The 16256-nt window shown below is 68.2% G+C and carries 15 protein-coding genes; 12 read left to right on the top strand and 3 right to left on the bottom strand.

Features of this window, described 5'->3' with window-relative positions:
- Positions 1-2 precede the first annotated feature (2 nt).
- The 3 genes from BpN12_RS33210 to BpN12_RS33200 all read left to right on the top strand — a co-directional run bounded on the left by BpN12_RS33210 (position 3) and on the right by BpN12_RS33200 (position 2465).
- On the top strand, positions 3-908 hold the full coding sequence (locus BpN12_RS33210; RefSeq protein WP_246796297.1) for a DMT family transporter: 906 nt from the start codon (positions 3-5) through the stop codon (positions 906-908).
- Positions 901-1902 carry a TRAP transporter substrate-binding protein DctP gene (dctP, locus tag BpN12_RS33205; RefSeq protein WP_246796296.1) on the top strand — a complete coding sequence of 334 codons (1002 nt, stop codon included), beginning with the start codon at positions 901-903 and terminating at the stop codon, positions 1900-1902. Before BpN12_RS33210 ends, dctP begins: the two co-directional genes overlap by 8 nt.
- Before the next feature lie 281 nt (positions 1903-2183).
- Positions 2184-2465, top strand: a complete 282-nt coding sequence (locus tag BpN12_RS33200; RefSeq protein WP_246796295.1) for a hypothetical protein — start codon at positions 2184-2186, stop codon at positions 2463-2465.
- On the opposite strand, the gene BpN12_RS33195 is transcribed toward BpN12_RS33200, so the two are convergent.
- Positions 2466-3449: a LysR family transcriptional regulator gene (locus BpN12_RS33195; protein ID WP_246796294.1), complete on the bottom strand. Its 984-nt coding sequence runs from the start codon at positions 3447-3449 to the stop codon at positions 2466-2468.
- Positions 3450-3663: 214 nt separating this feature from the next.
- Here BpN12_RS33195 and BpN12_RS33190 point away from each other — a divergent pair, with 214 nt between their 5' ends.
- Positions 3664-4611 (top strand): cupin domain-containing protein, encoded by a 948-nt coding sequence (locus BpN12_RS33190; protein WP_246796293.1) that lies wholly within the window; start codon positions 3664-3666, stop codon positions 4609-4611.
- A gap of 134 nt (positions 4612-4745) precedes the next feature.
- Here BpN12_RS33190 and BpN12_RS33185 read toward each other — a convergent pair whose 3' ends face one another.
- Positions 4746-4916, bottom strand: a complete 171-nt coding sequence (locus tag BpN12_RS33185; protein WP_246796292.1) for a hypothetical protein — start codon at positions 4914-4916, stop codon at positions 4746-4748.
- Positions 4917-5334: 418 nt separating this feature from the next.
- On the opposite strand from BpN12_RS33185, the gene sap1 reads away from it, so the two are divergent.
- Both sap1 and BpN12_RS33175 read left to right on the top strand, forming a co-directional pair.
- A complete protein-coding gene (sap1, locus tag BpN12_RS33180; RefSeq protein ID WP_246796291.1) occupies positions 5335-5685 on the top strand; it encodes a surface attachment protein Sap1 in 351 nt (116 codons plus the stop codon).
- 227 nt (positions 5686-5912) lie between these two features.
- Positions 5913-6467, top strand: coding sequence for a YaeQ family protein (locus tag BpN12_RS33175; RefSeq protein ID WP_246796290.1), 555 nt, complete (start codon positions 5913-5915; stop codon positions 6465-6467).
- Between the two features lie 95 nt (positions 6468-6562).
- Here the strand turns inward: BpN12_RS33175 and BpN12_RS33170 are convergent, their stop codons facing one another.
- Positions 6563-6979, bottom strand: a complete 417-nt coding sequence (locus BpN12_RS33170; RefSeq protein WP_246796289.1) for a VOC family protein — start codon at positions 6977-6979, stop codon at positions 6563-6565.
- A gap of 482 nt (positions 6980-7461) precedes the next feature.
- On the opposite strand from BpN12_RS33170, the gene ada reads away from it, so the two are divergent.
- From ada to BpN12_RS33140, 6 genes are all read left to right on the top strand, one after another.
- A complete protein-coding gene (gene ada / locus BpN12_RS33165; RefSeq protein WP_246796288.1) occupies positions 7462-8550 on the top strand; it encodes a bifunctional DNA-binding transcriptional regulator/O6-methylguanine-DNA methyltransferase Ada in 1089 nt (362 codons plus the stop codon).
- Complete coding sequence (locus BpN12_RS33160) at positions 8547-9530, top strand: DNA-3-methyladenine glycosylase family protein (protein ID WP_246796287.1); 984 nt, start codon at positions 8547-8549, stop codon at positions 9528-9530. The genes ada and BpN12_RS33160 overlap by 4 nt, the downstream gene beginning before the upstream one ends.
- A gap of 150 nt (positions 9531-9680) precedes the next feature.
- Positions 9681-11294, top strand: a complete 1614-nt coding sequence (gene gshA / locus BpN12_RS33155; protein ID WP_246796286.1) for a glutamate--cysteine ligase — start codon at positions 9681-9683, stop codon at positions 11292-11294.
- Between the two features lie 746 nt (positions 11295-12040).
- On the top strand, positions 12041-13435 hold the full coding sequence (locus BpN12_RS33150) for a KamA family radical SAM protein (protein WP_246796285.1): 1395 nt from the start codon (positions 12041-12043) through the stop codon (positions 13433-13435).
- Positions 13432-14316, top strand: coding sequence for an N-acyl homoserine lactonase family protein (locus tag BpN12_RS33145; protein ID WP_246796284.1), 885 nt, complete (start codon positions 13432-13434; stop codon positions 14314-14316). The genes BpN12_RS33150 and BpN12_RS33145 overlap by 4 nt, the downstream gene beginning before the upstream one ends.
- Positions 14317-14333: 17 nt before the next feature.
- On the top strand, positions 14334-16253 hold the full coding sequence (locus BpN12_RS33140) for an FAD/NAD(P)-binding protein (RefSeq protein WP_246796283.1): 1920 nt from the start codon (positions 14334-14336) through the stop codon (positions 16251-16253).
- The last annotated feature ends 3 nt before the right edge of the window (positions 16254-16256 follow it).

Raw genomic sequence — 16256 nt, 5'->3', positions numbered from 1 at the left:
AGATGGCTCCATCCCGTATCTTCGCGCTGCTGATCCTGGTGGCATTGTGCTGGGGGCTCAACTGGCCGGTGGGCAAGCTCCTGCTGCGCGACCTGCCGCCGCTCTGGGCGGTATGCCTGCGCTCGGCGACGGGCACCGCCGCGCTGCTGCTGCTCTGCCTCGCGCGCGGCCGGCTGGTGATTCCCAAACGGGCCGATCTGCCCGTGGTGCTGTCGGTCGGCGTGCTGCACATGGCGATTTTCTCCGCGCTGGTCAGCGTCGGCCTGCAATTCGTCACGGCCGGCCGCTCGGTGGTGCTGGCCTACACCACGCCGATCTGGGTGCTGCCGGGCGCCTACCTGCTGCTCGGCGAACGCGCCGGCTGGCCTCGCGTGGCCGGCGCGCTGCTCGGCATCGCGGGCCTGCTGGTGCTGTTTGATCCGCGGCACTTCGCCTGGCACGACCCGCGCGCGCTCGGCGGCAATGCGCTGGTGCTGGCCGCCGCGCTGTTCTGGGCCTTCAGCATCCTCTACATCCGCGCCCACAAGTGGGTCACGCCGCCGTTCGAGCTGACCTTCTGGCAGGCGCTGCTCGCGACCGTGCTGCTGGTGCCGGTCGCTTGGGCCGTGGACGGGCCGCCGCCAACCGACATCCCGGCCCGCGCGCTGGGCCTGCTGCTCTACGGCGGCGTGTTCGGCATCGCGATCGCCTACTGGGCGCTGACCACGGTCAATCGCGCGGTGCCTTCCTCGACGACCTCGATCGGCTTGCTGCTGGTGCCGGTATTCGGCCTCGCCTGCTCCTGGCTGCTGCTCGGCGAGCGGCCCGACCTCGGCCTGCTGGGCGCGGCGGCGCTGATCCTGGCCGGCGTCGCGCTCGGCACCCTGCGCCGTTCGCCCGCGCCCCTGCCGGTGCATCGCAATGGTTAGGCGCGCGCTGCGACCGGCCCTGCTCGCCGCCTGCGCGGCGCTCGCCTCGCTCGGTCATGCCGCGCCACCGCTGCGATGGCAGGCCGCCTCCGAATATCCGGCCAGCACCATGCCGGGCATCGGCTTGGCGCGCTTCGCGGCAAACCTGGACGAGCACACCGGCGGCGCGCTGACCGTGAGCGTGCGACACGACGATCCGCTCGACGCGCGCGCCGCGCTGGACGCCGCGCGCGCGGGCCGCATCGAGATCGGCGACGTGCATGCCGGCCCGCTGGGCGCCGCCGAGCCGATCTTCGGCCTCGTCACGCTGCCCTTCATCGCCACCTCGGTGGCGGATACCCGGTGTCTGCAGGCGGTGACGCGCGCCGAATATTCGCGCCGCTTCGAGGCGCTGGGCGTGCATCTGCTCTATTCGGCGCCGTGGCCCGCCACCGGCCTCTGGTCCGCCACGCCGGTGGCGACGCTCGACGACCTGCGGCACCTCAAGGTGCGTACCTACGACGCCACCTCGGCGGCCTTCCTTGCCTCGCTCGGCACCCCCGCCGCGCATCTGCCGATGGCGCGCGCCATGCCGCTGATCGCCGATGGCACCTATACGGGCGTGATGTCCTCGGGAGACGGCGGCGCGGGCCAGCGCCTGTGGCAGTACCTGCGCCATTTCGCGGCGCTCGCCTATTCGGCGCCATTGTCGTTCGCGGTCCTGAACAAGGCGGCCTATGACGGCCTGCCGGCCGAATTGCGCAGTCAGGTCGACGAGGCGGCGCGGGAAACCGAAACGCAGCTATGGACGGTCATGCAGGATCGCGAGGACCGCAACCGGCAGGCCATGCTCGAACACGAGGTGGAGACGAGCGAGGTGAGCGATCCGGCGCTGGCCGCGGCGCTGCAGGCGGCCTCCGCGCGCGCGATCGACGCGTGGCTGGTGCGCGCCGGCCCGGACGGCGCGGCGCTGCTGGCGCGGTATCGGTCGGCGCCCTGCGCGCGAGCGCGCTGAGGCACGCGGGCTGCTCGCTGCCGACGATGCTCGGCGTCGATGGCGGGGGGGCGCCGCAGCGGGTCTTGTGGCCGCCGGCGGTGAACGCCGGATTGGCCTCGACGATCACGCAGCCCTTGCCGGTGCGTGGCGCGACACCGAAGACCGTGGCAGCAGCGGTCCGCCCTGAATGGATCCGGATGAACCACCGGCTTCGCGTTTCCGCAGCCAACTTCGGCACTGGCCGGTTCCGGTTCGCCGCGAGTGCTACGGTAATTCCTCGTCCTGCTCGAGAAATGCCCATGTCTTTACGTGTATCGGCAGCAACGGGATGCCTGGCCCTCGCGTTATGGCTCGCCTCCACCCAGGCCTTCGCCCTGACCCCATTCACGAACGACGCGCCGGCCGCCGCCGGCTTTCTTCGCGTCAACGACCAGCAAGACTACGAACGCGCGCAACGCCATTATCAGGACGAGCGCCGCTACGACCGCCTGCGCTACCAGCACCAGCAGGAGCAACGGATCCACGACGAACGCGTGCGCCAGGAGCGGCAGTACCAGGAACGGCTGCAGCGCGGTTACTGATCAGAGATCCCAGTAGCCCGGGCGCGCGAATACCTCGGCCTGGAAGTCGATGAAGGCGCGCACCTTCGACGACACGGTTTTCTTCGGCGGATAGACGGCCCAGATCGCCGACGCCGCGCGCGTGGCCTGCGCGTCCCAGTCGGGCAGCAGATGCAGCAGGCTGCCGTCGCGCAGCGCGCCGCCGATCGCCCAGCCCGGCAGCAGGGCGATGCCGCATCCGGCGATCGCCAGCTGGCGCAGTGCTTCGGCGTCGTCCACGCGCAGCCGGCCGCTCAGCCGCACCGACACTTCCTTCGCCTTGCCCGGGGCATCGCCGCCACCGCCGCCGGCGTCATCGGTTTCCTGCGCCGCATGCGCGGCCCGCGCCGCGCGCGCGATGAACCACCATCGATCGTCAGGCACCAACGGAAATCGCAGCGTCGCGTGGCCGGCGAGCGCCGCCGGCGTGGCCGGCATGCCGTGCCGCTCGACATAGGCGGGGCTCGCGCAGACCACGCGCCGATGCACGGCGAGCCGCCGCGCGATCAGCTGCGAATCGGGCAGGGCGCCGATCCGGATCGCCAGATCGATGCCGGCGTCGATCAGGTTCAGCGTCGCGTCGGTCATCACCGCGTCGACGTCGATCCCCGGATGGCGTTCGGCGAATTCGGGCAGGTGCGGGATCACGTGCCGCAGCCCGAACGCGCGCGGCATCGTCACGCGCAGCAGCCCGCGCGGCGACGCGTTCAGCGACGACGTCGCCTCGCGCGCCTCGTCGAGCGTGCTGATCACGACCAGCGCATGTTCGCGGAACAGCCGGCCGCCCTCGGTCAGCACGAGCCCGCGCGTGGAGCGATTGAACAGCGCGATGCCGAGATCGCGCTCGAGTTCGGTCACGTAGCGCGAGACGGTCGAGGTCTTGACCGCGATCCTGTCCGCAGCCTTGCTGAAGCTGCCCGATTCGGCGGCGAACAGAAAGGCGCGGATGGCGGAAAAATAGTCCATGGAAATCGGCCGCGCCGGGCCGCGGGCCGCTGTTTCGTCCTGCGCAGTTTAGGGCAAGCCGGCCGGTCCGGTTATCACTTTTGTGCAAAGCTCATTTCCGTTCCGGGCGATTCCGCCGCAGGCGGGGCGGCGCCTATAGTCGGTGCCACGGTCGGTGCCGTGCCGTCGGCGGCCACCGACCCGCATCCTCCCCACATCCGAAGGAGCCGGAACCATGCTCGACAAGACCCTGCCCCCCACGCTGCAACTCGACGACGAACGCGCCATGCTCGACGCCGAGTATTTCGAATACACCTCGTCGGCGAACCCGATCGGCGCGAAGCTGATCTCGCGCGTGCCGTACCGGACGTTCGCCGCGTCGCTCTACGACAGCGGGCCGACGCGCATCGTCCCGCTCGACCTGTCCGCCGAACTCGGCTGCGCGTATCCGGCGACCGGGCCGGGCCTGATGGCGAGCTTCGTGCGCATCGTGGCGGGCGAGCAGGTGCAGGTCGATCCGAACGCGACCTCGCAGGTGTGCTACGTGCTCGACGGCGCGGGCTCGGTCGCGCAGCGCGACAGCGCGTTCCGTTTCGGCCAGGGGGACTTCTTCTCGCTGCCGGGCGGCGCGCCGGCGGTGATCCGCGCCGATTCGACCGCGCGCCTCTACTACGTCAGCGACGCGCCGCTGCTCGCCTATCTCGGCGCCGGCATCGCCCAGCCGCGCTTCGCGCCGACGCTCTATCCGGCCGCCCGCGCCAGGGCGGAACTCGAGAAGGTGGCGACGGCGCCGGGCGCCGCGCTGCGCAACCGCGTGAGCGTGCTGCTCGGCAACCGCCATTTCCCGCAAACGCGCACGGTCACGCATTCGATGTGGGCGATGTTCGGAACGATCGCGCCGAACAGCGTGCAGAAGCCGCACCGGCACCAGTCGATCGCGCTCGACTTCATTCCGGATTGCCGGCCCGGCGTGTACACGCTGGTCGGCACGGAGCTGGACGCGGCGGGCAACATCGTCGACGCCGAGCGCGTGGACTGGACGCCGGGCATGGCGTTCGTCACGCCGCCCGGTTACTGGCACGCGCATTTCAACGAATCGAACGAGGCCGCCTACGTGATCCCGCTGCAGGATGCGGGGCTGCAAACCTACCTGCGCGCGCTCGACATTCGCTTCGCGCGTTGAGGCGCGCGGCGCGCGATGGGCGGTGAGCGATGAGCCAAACACGCGAGGCGTTCGGCGAGATAATCGGCAACGCGCCGATGCGGCGCGATGGAATCGCGTGGCGAGCGCATCGGCGCCGGCCCGAACGGCGAGCTTCAGTGCCCGCGTCGCCAGTGCTTCAGCGGGTGGCGCCAGTCGATGTGCGCCGCATGCGCGTCGCGCGGATGTCGCCGGCGGTGCTCCTGCCACAGCTCGTCGGAGAACAGCGCCGCCACGATGACGAGTGGCAGCACCAGGAAGATGCCCAGGATCACTTGTTCGACCACGATTGCCTCCGCGCGGCTGACTGGCTGCGTATCGATACACAGTTCATTCTAGGTAGTGCGCGCGGCGCGCGTTCGGATTTTATCGATCGCCGGCGCGCGGAGAATGGCGTTCCTACCCTCGATGCCGGCAGGCAGGATTCCGAAGCGATGGTTTCGCGGGCCGTGGATGTGCGCCGCAGCAGGCGGCGGCGCCGGCCGCGAGGCGCGTTGCAGCGGGGCGCACCGGCCGTCGCGGCGCGTTTTCGTCTGCGGGATAGGGTGCTGCCGCCACGTGCCTGCCGCATCCGCACAACGATTGCACTTGGCGAGCGTGCATACGTTTTCTAGCATGTAGGGATGCGGGCCGGCCGATGTCTGTAACCAATTAGCTAAATGAGAGCTAAATGAGCCGGCGCACCGCGCGTCAGGAGGGGACGACATGATCAGGCGTATCGGTTTCGCGATTGCGTTGATGAGCGGTGTGGCCGCGGTCGCCCAGGCGGGCGACGACGTCGTATTGAAGCCGCGCCAGGAGGTGCATCTGGCAAAGGATGCCTGGGGCTGCCTGTCGAAGGACAACCTCGATTCGGTGCTCTCGCACGAGCGTGACGGCCACGCGCAGGCGAAACAGCAATACTTCGACGACTATCGCTGCCTGACCGTGCCGGACGGCGCGCGCTTCCGCGTGGTCAGTGTCGATCGCGACGACGTGCAGTTCGTCAGCGCCGACAACAGCGATCAGCAGGGGCTCTGGACCGACGTGCGCTTCGTTCGCCCGGTTCGTCCATGAGTCGGCGCATCGATGCGTCTGATGTGCTGATGCGTCGATAAAGCAGCCGTATTCCTTCGCTTCGAACGCCCCGGCTCGCCGCCGCCTCGTCGGCCGTGAGCCGGCTTGGCGTGCGTGCCGGCCGCCTCGCCGCGCGGCCCGATTCCCGCATTCCCCGGCGCCTGTCTCGCGCATTCGGTATCATCACGGCCCGACCGAACCCTTCGCCCGCAGCGGCACGATACCGGATGGCGCTCAAATCGACGATCTACAAGGCTGAACTGCAAATCGCAGACATGGACCGGCACTACTACGCCGACCACTCGCTCACCGTCGCACGCCATCCGTCCGAGACGGACGAGCGGATGATGGTGCGGATCGCCGCGTTCGCGCTGTTCGCGCACGAGCGCCTCGAGTTCTGCAAGGGATTGTCGGACACCGACGAGCCGGATCTCTGGCTGAAGGACCTGACCGGCGCGATCGAGGCATGGATCGACGTCGGCCAGCCCGAGGAGCGGCGCATCGCGAAGGCGAGTGGCCGCTCGACCGAGGTGGACGTGATCGCCTACGGCGGCCGGACCTCGGAAATCTGGTGGCAGGGCGTGCGCAGCAAGGTGGAGCGGCTGCGCAACGTGCGCGTGCTGTCGCTCGTGGAGGGTACCGCCGAGGCGCTCGGCGCGCTGGCCGAACGCACGATGCGGCTGCAATGCACGATCCAGGACGGCGCCGCGTGGCTGTCGAGCGCCACGCACGATCCGGTCGCGATCGAATGGACGGTGCTGAAGCCGCGCGCGGAAGGCTGATTTCCGCGTGCCGACGCGCGGCACGCGCTGTGTCGCCGGTGTTGCATTCAAGCGTTGCATTCAGCCCGGCGGCCGTCATGGCGGCGCTTCTTCAGTCAGGCGGGCGCGGCGCGCGGCGGCCCCTTCAATTCGACCATGTTGCCCTCCGGATCGAACAGGTAGAGCGACGGCCCGTAGCCGTCCGCGCCGTAACGCTCGGCGACGTCGCCGGTTTCGACCGCATGCGCGGCGAGGTGGGCGCGCAGCGCGTCGGCATCGAACGGATCGACGCGCAGGCAGAGATGATCGAGGTTGCGGCCGGCGCCGGGAACGCCGTTGTCCGCGCGGTCGATCGGCGCGTCGCGCGCGAGCAGGTCGATCAGCGAGGCCCCCGCGCGCAGTTGCACGAGCCCGAGTTCGGGCTGCGTCTTTTCGACGTGGCAGCCGAGCACGTCGCAATAGAAACGCGTCATCGCCGCCACGTCGACGGTGCGCAGCACGACGTGATCGATGCCGAGAATGCGGGGTGTCATCGGAAGGGTCTCCTGTCGCGCGAGGCGGTTCGATGCGTCGAGTCTAGTCGATCGGACTGGCCGCCGCGCTGGCGTGGCGCCGGGCGAGCCGCGCGCGATCGGTGCAGAATCGGGGATCGGGAAACGATGGACGAAAAAAAGCCCGCTCAAGGGGAGCGGGCTTAATCCATATCAGGAGGAGACATGGAGGAGACAGTTCCAACTATACACACGAGGATGGTGCGACGCAATAATCGGAACGTAAAAAAGCGTTAAAGAGTCATTCTGTCGCACCGTTTTGGCCCGATCACGCGCTGCGGCAAATTCCGATGAATTGGGTGTAGCTTTCGCTTAACGGATGACCGCGATCAGGACGGGATAGCGGCGATCGTGTCCCTCACGGCCGTGCGCGGGCGCCCCGAATCACAGAGCAAGATTCCGGCAGGCGGCGCGCGGCCTGCCGCGTAGAGTCGAGTCATTCCCACTGTTCTTGCGAGACGATCATGCATTCCTCCGAGTATTCGACCGATGCAGCGCGCTGGGCCGCTCTCGTCGCACGCGACACCGAGGCGGACGGTGCGTTTTTCTACGCGGTGAAGACCACCGGCGTGTTCTGCCGTCCGAGCTGTGCATCGCGCATGCCGCGCCGCGAGAACGTCGCGTTCTTCGATGCGCCGGCTGCGGCGCGCGAGGGCGGGTTCCGGCCCTGCAAGCGCTGCCAGCCCGAGCGCGAGCCGCGCGAGATCGAGATCGTGCGGCGCGCCTGCGCGGTACTCGACGCGAGCGATCGGGCGACGCTGGCCGAACTGAGCGCGGCGGTCCACGTGAGCCCGTTCCATCTGCAGCGGCTGTTCAAGCGCGTGGTCGGCGTGACGCCGCGCCAATATCAGGCGGCGCGGCGCGGTGCGGCGCTGCGCGATGCGCTGCAAAGCGGCGCGGCCGTTACGCGCGCGGCGGTCGATGCCGGTTATCAGTCGTCGTCGCGCGTCTACGAGGCGGTGCCGCGCGAACTCGGCATGGCGCCGTCCGATTTTCGCCGCAAGGGCGCGGGGCTGCGCATCGAGTACGCCACCGCGCCGACGCCGCTTGGCCACGTGCTGGTCGGCGCCACCGCGCGCGGCATCTGCCAGATTGCGTTTGGCGACGCGATTGTGTCGCTCGTCGACGCGTTGACGGCGGAATTCGCGAATGCCGAATGCGTGGCGGCACCCGAGCGGCTCGCGCCGTTCCTCGCGCAGATCGATGCCTATCTGCGCGGCGCGAGCGAGCAGGTGGCGCTGCCGCTCGACATCAGCGCGACGGCGTTCCAGCAGCGCGTATGGGAAGCACTGCAGAAGATTCCCTACGGCCAGACGCGCAGCTATGCGCAGATCGCCGAGGCGGTCGGCTCGCCGCGCGCGGTGCGGGCCGTGGCGAATGCCTGCGCGTCCAATCCCGTCGCACTCGCGATCCCGTGCCATCGCGTCGTGCAGAAGGGCGGCGCGCTGTCCGGCTATCGCTGGGGGCCGGCGCGCAAGGCGGCGCTGCTCGCGGCCGAGGCGCGGCATGCGGCCGGCGAGCCGGCCGCGCTGTCGCTCGACGACGCCGCATGACGCGCGCGGCACCGGCCGCCGGCCGCGACGCAAACGCACCGGAGGCGAACCCCGGCGCGGACCCGGACGCCGCCGCGCGCGTCGAGATCGCGCTGCCGTTCAAGTCGCCCTACGACTGGCCGCGCGTGCTGCGCTTTCTGGGCGGGCGGGCGTCGCCGGGCGTCGAGACCGCGGCCGACGGCGCCTATCTGCGCGCGATCGACTATCGCGGCGCGAGCGGCGTGCTGACGGTGCGCCGCCATCCGCGGCGGCGCTGTCTCGTCGCGACGATCGACGGCGAGGCCGCCCGGCATGCCGACGCCGCGCTGGTCGCACGGCTGTCGGCAATGCTCGACGTCGAAACCGATCCGCTCGCGCTCGGCGCGCATCTGTCGCGCGACGCGTGGTTCGCCCCGCTCGTCGCCGCCGCGCCGGGGCTGCGCGTGCCGGGCGCGTGGTCCGCGTTCGAGCTCGTGGTGCGCGCGATCGTGGGCCAGCAGATCAGCGTGAAGGCGGCCACCACGATCATCGGACGATTGGTGCGGGCCGTCGGCGAGCCGCTCGCGACGCCGCCGCATGCGGCCGTCGGCTGGCGCTTTCCCGAGCCGGCCGCGCTGGCCGCCGCCAATCTCGACGGCATCGGCATGCCGGGCAAGCGGATCGCCGCGTTGCAAGGTGTCGCGCGTGCCGTCGCTGCCGGCGAGGTGCCGATCGACGGCACGGCGGCCGACCTCGCGACGCGGCGCGCGGCGCTGCTCGCGCTGCCCGGCATCGGGCCGTGGACGGTCGAATACATCGCGATGCGCGCATGGCGCGACGCCGATGCATGGCCAGCCACCGACCTGGTGCTGATGCAGGCGATCGCGGCGCGCGATCCCGCGCTCACGCGGCCGGCGAGCCAGCGCCTGCGCAGCGACGCATGGCGCCCGTGGCGCGCTTACGCGGCCATGCATCTGTGGAATGAAATCGCCGATCGGCTGGGTGCCGCGCGCGGCGGTTGAGCCGGCCGGAAGCCCCGCGCAGCAAGGCTTTGGCGCAAACCGGAGGCGCCTCAAGCGAGTGTGACGGCGAGATGTTAAAGTGCCCGCTACCGTCAATCCCGGCGGGCGGCGCGTATGGCAGCGAGCCGCCATGCCTGCACCTGTGCATCCATGTCGAACAAGATGACTTCCAGCCACACCGACCTGCTGCAGCAACGTCTCGCCGTCCTGGCCAATGGGCCGACGCGCGAGCGTCTGGTTGACGGTCTGCGCGGCATCGAAAAGGAAAGCCTGCGCGTGTCGCGCGACGGGATGATCGCGATGACGCCGCATCCGCGCGCGCTCGGTTCCGCGCTCACGCATCCTTCGCTGACCACCGACTATTCGGAGTCGCTGATCGAGCTGATCACGCCGGCCGAGCGTGATGCCGCGATCACGCTCGACCGTCTCGACGACCTGCACCGCTTCGTCTATGCCTCGCTCGGCGACGAGATGCTGTGGAACGAATCGATGCCCGGCAAGCTGCCGGCCGACGACCAGATTCCGATCGCCGATTACGGCACCTCGAACATCGGGCGGCTGAAGACGGTGTACCGTCGCGGCCTCGCCTATCGCTACGGCCGCACGATGCAGTGCATCGCGGGGATTCACTACAATTATTCGCTGCACGAGGACGTCTGGCGGCGCCTGCACGAGCATGCGCAATCGGCCGCGTCGCTGGTCGATTACCAGTCCGAACGGTATCTCGCGCTGATCCGCAATTTCCGCCGCACCAGCTGGCTGCTGATGTATCTGTTCGGCGCGTCGCCGGCGCTCGACACGGCGTTCCTGCGCGGGCGCGACAGCACGCTCGAGGCGTTCGACGCCGACACGTCCTACCGGCCCTACGCGACGAGCCTGCGGATGAGCGACCTCGGCTACTCGAACACCACCGCGCAGGCGGCGCTGGTGGCCGACTACAACTCGCTCGATGCCTATCTCGACGCGCTGTCGAAGGCCGTCAGCGAGCCGTATCCGGCCTACGAGGCGATCGGCACGCATCGCGACGGCGAGTGGATCCAGCTCAACACCAACGTGCTGCAGATCGAGAACGAGTTCTACTCGACGATCCGGCCCAAGCGCGTGACGTATTCGGGCGAGCGGCCGCTGCATGCGCTGGCCTCGCGCGGCGTGCAGTACATCGAGGTGCGCTGCCTCGACATCGACCCGTTCGAGCCGACCGGGATCGCGCTCGAGACCGCGCGTTTCATGGATGCCTATCTGCTCGTCTGCGCGCTCGACGACAGCGCGAAGCTCGAATGCGATGCGTACCGCGAGGCGAACGCGAACTTCGGCCGCGTGACGATGGAAGGCCGCAAGCCCGGACTCGAGCTGACGCGCGACGGCGCGCCGGTGACGATGCGGGCCTGGGCCGAGGACGTGTTCGCGAAGATCGAAGCGGCGGCGCGCGTGCTCGACGAGATCCGCGGCGACGACGTGCATGCGCGCGCGGTGGCGGCGCAGCGCGAGAAGCTCGAGGATGCCGACAAGACGCCTTCGGCGCGCGTGCTGCGCGAGATGCGCGAGCGCGGCGAGTCGTTCCTCGGTTTCGCGCGGCGGCATAGCGAGGCGCACGCCGAGTATTTCCGGGCACGACCGCTCGACGCGGCGGCACTGGCCGAGGCGCGTGAGCAGGCCGAGCGCTCGCTCGCCGAGCAGGCCGAGATCGAAAGCAAGGACGCCGGGTCGTTCGATGCGTTCGTCGCGGCGTATCGTGCTTATACGCTGAACCGGTTCAGCGTCTGACGAAGCTTGCCGGGATCGTTGTGAGCACAACGATCCCGATGGGACATCTGGCCGAGGCGCGTCGCCAGTTGAGCGGTTTCCGGCGATCAAGTGCAAAAAAATGACAACAGATGCACGTCCGTGCCCCCGTCGCTGCCTGAACTTCATGCCGTTTCCGGGCAAATCAGGCGGGCCGTCCAGCGTCCCTCCAGGCCCTTCAGCGTTCCGTTACGGAAACCGTTCCCGATCTGACGTTGACACAACCGGTGCGCATTGCGCTGCGTCGTCGGGTTGATATCTGCCAAACCAGCCTTCCGCTTGTTACCTCGTATTGTCAATTGACGATTACATCCATGAAGGTGAGGGTCATGGGTGGCCGGTGGTTATCAATTGCAAAATCAATTGATTATACGGGCGAGTGGTAAATGGCGAAGCAAATATCAAAATAAAGCAGGTATCGACCCGCTGAATTCACGCTAATCTCGGCATTCAATTTCATTTTTTTATCGACTGAAGTGCCTGCTGCTACGCGTAGAACCCTTGCCGGCTATGAATTCTGCGTCCAGGTCATGAATCGGGACAACGAAAATATTGCAGGCAAATTATGGAGCGGACTTCTGAAAACCCTCACGTAATCTAACGACTGTTTCGAACTGAAAGCCTCAATGACAATGCGGTCCGTTGCGTTGCACTTCCACGGTAATCAGCGACGTCCGAACGAGATTGGAAACTCATTCGGTGCGGCCACATGCTTCGGAGGAATTCAGATGAACCTGGACCAATTGTCTAAATTCAAGCCGTACACGCGACATACGATTGTCGATTCGCCCCAATGGGCAAAGCTCTCGCCGGACCTGCAGGAGGCGGTCAAGGTCGTTTCCCGCGTGATGCCGTTCCGCGTCAATCCCTATGTATTGAACGAGCTGATCGACTGGGACAACATCCCCGACGATCCGATATACCGGCTGACGTTCCCGCACCGCGACATGCTGCGCGAGCACGAGTATGAGACCTTGCGCGACTTGATCTCGGCCGGTGCTCCCGACACGGAGATCGAGCGTGTCGTCCACACGATCCGGATGCGGATGAATCCGCATCCGGCGGGCCAGATGACGCACAACGTGCCCTATCTCGACGGCCGGCCGCTGTCGGGCCTGCAGCACAAATATCGCGAGACCGTGCTGTTTTTCCCGGCGGCCGGGCAGACCTGCCACGCCTATTGCACGTTCTGTTTCCGGTGGCCGCAGTTCGTGGGGATGGACGAGCTGAAGTTCGACGCGCGTGCCACCGACGACCTCGTGGCCTATTTGCGGCAGCATCCGGACGTGACCGACGTGCTGATCACCGGCGGCGATCCGCTCGTGATGAGCGCGAAGTCGCTGGCCGAATATCTCGAGCCGCTGCTGGCGCCGGACCTCGCGCATATCCAGAACATTCGCATCGGCACGAAATCGGTCGCCTACTGGCCGCTGCGCTTCGTCAGCGACAAGGACTCGGACGATCTGCTGCGCGTGTTCGAAAAGGTCGTGAAGGCCGGGCGCAACCTCGCGATCATGGGCCACTACAACCATCCGCGCGAGTTGCAGCACCCGATCGCGCAGCGTGCCGTGCGCCGCATCATCGCGACCGGCGCGACCGTGCGGATCCAGGCGCCGCTGATCCGCCACATCAACGAGGACCCGGCGGGCTGGGCCCAGCTGTGGACCACCGGCGTGCGGCTGGGTGCAATTCCGTACTACATGTTCGTCGAACGCGACACGGGACCGAGCGACTACTTCAAGCTGCCGCTGGCGCGCGCCTACGAGATCTTCCAGGCGGCCTACCAGCTCACCGGCGGGCTGGCGCGCACGGTGCGCGGGCCGTCGATGAGCACGATGCCGGGCAAGGTCATGATCGACGGGATCGTCGATATCGCTGGAGAAAAGGTGTTCGCGCTGCAATTCCTGCAGGCGCGCCGCGCGGATTGGGTACGTCGCCCGTTCTATGCGAAGTTCGACCCGCGGGCGAGCTGGCTCGACGATCTCGTGCCCGCGTTCGGCGAGGAGCGCTTCTTCTTCGAGCAGGAGCCGGTCGCGCGCTCGCACGTGATTCCCGTCATGCAGGCCGGCGCCGCGCCGCACGGCAACGGCACGCTGCCCGACGAGCTGGAGGTGATGCAATGAGCGACCGCAACGGCGAGGCGGCCGCTCCCGAATGGGAAGTGTTCGCGCTGCGTTATGCCAGGCACGAGGGGCGAACCAGCGACGAGAACTACCTGGGCGAGGATCCGCACGACGGCGTGGAAATGCCGCTCGACTTCTATACCTGGCTGCTCAGGTGCGGCGGGCGCACGATCCTGGTCGACACGGGGTTCACCGCCGAGATGGCGGTGCGCAGGAAGCGCCGCTATCTGCACTCGCCGCTCGACCTGCTGGGCACGCTCGGCGTCGAGGCGCGCAGCGTCGAGGACATCGTCATCACCCACATGCATTACGACCACGCCGGCAACATCGCGGCGTTTCCGAACGCCACGCTGCATCTGCAGGAGGCGGAGATGGCCTACTGCACCGGCCGCTGCATGTGCCATGCGGTGTTGAGAAAGCCGTTCGAGGCGAGCGACGTGGCGCAGACCATCGAGCGCCTGTACGCGGGGCGCGTGAGCTTCGTGGACGGGGACAAGGAAATCGCGCCGGGCGTCAGCGTACACCTGCTGGGCGGCCATACCGCCGGGTTGCAGGTGGTCCGGGTCCGGACCGGCCGCGGGTGGGTCGTGCTGGCGAGCGACGCGGCGCACTACTGGGACAACCTGCGCTCACGCCGGCCGTTTCCCATCGTCTACGACGTGGCCCGCATGCTCGATGCGCACCATCGCATCGAGCACCTCGCCGATGGCCCGGACCACATCATCCCCGGACACGATCCGGCGGTGCTTGCCCGCTTTCCGGCCTGGCCGGGCGAAACCGACATCGCCGAACTGCATCGGCCGCCGGTCCCGCCACGCGCGGCGCCGCGCATCGCCGACCCCGAGGTGCAGGGATCGGATTCCGTGTCCGTCGTGAACTGACGGAGAGGAGCTCAGACATGAAGCAGATTCAGATTGCCATCGTCGGCATGGGGCCGCGCGGCCTGACCCTTCTCGAACGGCTGCTGGAGCATGCCGGCCGGCTGTCGGAGCGCGTGTCGCTGCAGATCGAGGTCTTCGATTGCGGAGAGGGCGGCCAGGGCGTGCATCGCTCGGACCAGCCCGATCATCTGTTGATCAACACGGTGGCGTCGCAAGTCACCATGTTCGCGCCGACGAGCGTGGCCGGCGGCGACGACGACCTGTCGCTCGTGCAGTGGGCGCAGGCGAGCGGCTACCGGCGCGTGGCCGACCGCTTCGTGCGCAATCCGCCCGACGATGCCGGCGTGGCGATCACGCAGGCCGACCATCTGCCGCGCAGCTTGCTCGGCGAGTACCTGTCGTGGGTGTATCAGCGCGTGGTGGCCGGCCTGCCGGACAACATCCAGGTGACGCACCGGCGCGTGCAGGTCGTCGATCTGGTCGAGCGTGACGGCCGCTTCGATGTGGTCGCCGAGAGCGGCGACACGCGCAGCGTCGACTACGTGTTCCTTACCACCGGCCATGGCCGACGCAAACCCACTGCGGAAGACCAGGCGTTCAGCGTGTTCGTCGAACGCCATCTCGGACACAACCCGCGCCTCGGCTATTTTGCGTCGCCCTATCCGGTCGAGACGCTCGACGCCATCTGGCCCGCCGCCACGGTCGCGGTGCAGGGCTTCGGGCTGACCGCGCACGACGTGATCTCGTCGCTCACGCTGGGGCGCGGCGGGCGTTATGTCGAGGAAGACGGCCGGCTGCGCTACCTGCGCTCCGGGCTCGAGCCTCACATCATGCTGTTTTCCCGCAATTGCCTGCCGTTCGCCGCGCGCGGCGTGAACCAGAAAGGCATCGCCGGGCGCCATCGCGCGCGCTTCTTCACGAAGGACGCGGTCGAAGCCAAACGACGGGCGGCGCTGCTGGCGACGGGCGATTCGCGGATCGACTTCCGCCGCGAGGTCATGCCGCTGGCGATCAAGGAGATGGCCTACGCCTATCGCACGGCGCTCGAAGGCCGCGAGATCGACGTCGACGGTTTCGAGCCGACGCCGGATGAGCTGCGTGCGATCGACGCGATTCTCTGGCCGCTCAAGGGGCAGCGCTTCGACTCGTTCAGCGCGTTCCGCGAGTTCTTCGACAAGCTGCTGCGGGACGATCTGGACGAGGCGTTCAAGGGCAACCTCTCCAGCCCGGTCAAGGCGGCGACCGACGTGTTGCGCGACACGCGCGAAGCGCTGCGGGTGGCGGTGGAATACGGCGGCCTGACGCCGGATTCGCATCGATACTTCGTCGAGGACTTCAACGCGACCACCAACCGCGTCTCGTTCGGTCCGCCGAAACAGCGCAACGTGGAATTCCTGGCGTTGCAGGAGGCCGGCCTGATCGACATCGCGGGTGGTCCCGGTGCGCGCGTCGTCGCCGACGATGCGCACGCGAGCTTCCGGATCGAGGCCGCCTATGCCAATCACACCGAGCATACCTATGCCGATGCGCTGGTGATCGCGCGGCTCGACGCCTATTCACCGTTGACCGACGCGTCCCGGCTGACCGACAACCTGGTGAAGCGCGGCCTGGTGCGCCCTTATCTGAACGGCGACTACCACCCCGGCGGCATCGAGATCGATGCGGCGCTGCATCCGGTGGGCGCGTCGGGCGAGGTGCGCCGCAACCTGTGGGCGATCGGCTTTCTGGTCGAGGGGCCGCACTTCTACACGCATGCGCTGCCGCGCCCGCAAATCACGTCGCGACAGACACTCGATGCCGAGCGCTGCGTGCTCGAGCTGCTGGACGCCATCGCGGCCCTTACCCGCGACGACGATCCGCGCGGCCCGGCCGGCGAGAGCGACCGCGCGCCCTCGGCGGCGGACGGCCCGGCCACCACCTTGCCGGCGATTGCCTGAGTC

Origin of the sequence: Burkholderia perseverans, from assembly GCF_022870505.1 — a bacterium.
In the GTDB taxonomy this organism is placed as follows: Bacteria; Pseudomonadota; Gammaproteobacteria; order Burkholderiales; family Burkholderiaceae; genus Burkholderia; species Burkholderia plantarii.
Note: the sequence above shows the minus strand (reverse complement) of the source record. Positions and strands in the feature narration are given on the sequence as shown.

Bases quoted from the DNA above. Each gene is read 5' to 3' on its own strand.
- BpN12_RS33145 (WP_246796284.1), top strand. From the start codon at position 13,432: ATGAGCGACCGCAACGGCGAGGCGGCCGCTCCCGAATGGGAAGTGTTC.
- BpN12_RS33140 (WP_246796283.1), top strand. From the start codon at position 14,334: ATGAAGCAGATTCAGATTGCCATCGTCGGCATGGGGCCGCGCGGCCTG.
- BpN12_RS33175 (WP_246796290.1), top strand. From the start codon at position 5,913: ATGGCGCTCAAATCGACGATCTACAAGGCTGAACTGCAAATCGCAGAC.
- BpN12_RS33195 (WP_246796294.1), bottom strand. From the start codon at position 3,449: ATGGACTATTTTTCCGCCATCCGCGCCTTTCTGTTCGCCGCCGAATCG.
- sap1 (WP_246796291.1), top strand. From the start codon at position 5,335: ATGATCAGGCGTATCGGTTTCGCGATTGCGTTGATGAGCGGTGTGGCC.
- ada (WP_246796288.1), top strand. From the start codon at position 7,462: ATGCATTCCTCCGAGTATTCGACCGATGCAGCGCGCTGGGCCGCTCTC.
- BpN12_RS33190 (WP_246796293.1), top strand. From the start codon at position 3,664: ATGCTCGACAAGACCCTGCCCCCCACGCTGCAACTCGACGACGAACGC.
- BpN12_RS33150 (WP_246796285.1), top strand. From the start codon at position 12,041: ATGAACCTGGACCAATTGTCTAAATTCAAGCCGTACACGCGACATACG.
- BpN12_RS33160 (WP_246796287.1), top strand. From the start codon at position 8,547: ATGACGCGCGCGGCACCGGCCGCCGGCCGCGACGCAAACGCACCGGAG.
- BpN12_RS33210 (WP_246796297.1), top strand. From the start codon at position 3: ATGGCTCCATCCCGTATCTTCGCGCTGCTGATCCTGGTGGCATTGTGC.
- dctP (WP_246796296.1), top strand. From the start codon at position 901: ATGGTTAGGCGCGCGCTGCGACCGGCCCTGCTCGCCGCCTGCGCGGCG.
- gshA (WP_246796286.1), top strand. From the start codon at position 9,681: ATGTCGAACAAGATGACTTCCAGCCACACCGACCTGCTGCAGCAACGT.
- BpN12_RS33170 (WP_246796289.1), bottom strand. From the start codon at position 6,979: ATGACACCCCGCATTCTCGGCATCGATCACGTCGTGCTGCGCACCGTC.
- BpN12_RS33200 (WP_246796295.1), top strand. From the start codon at position 2,184: ATGTCTTTACGTGTATCGGCAGCAACGGGATGCCTGGCCCTCGCGTTA.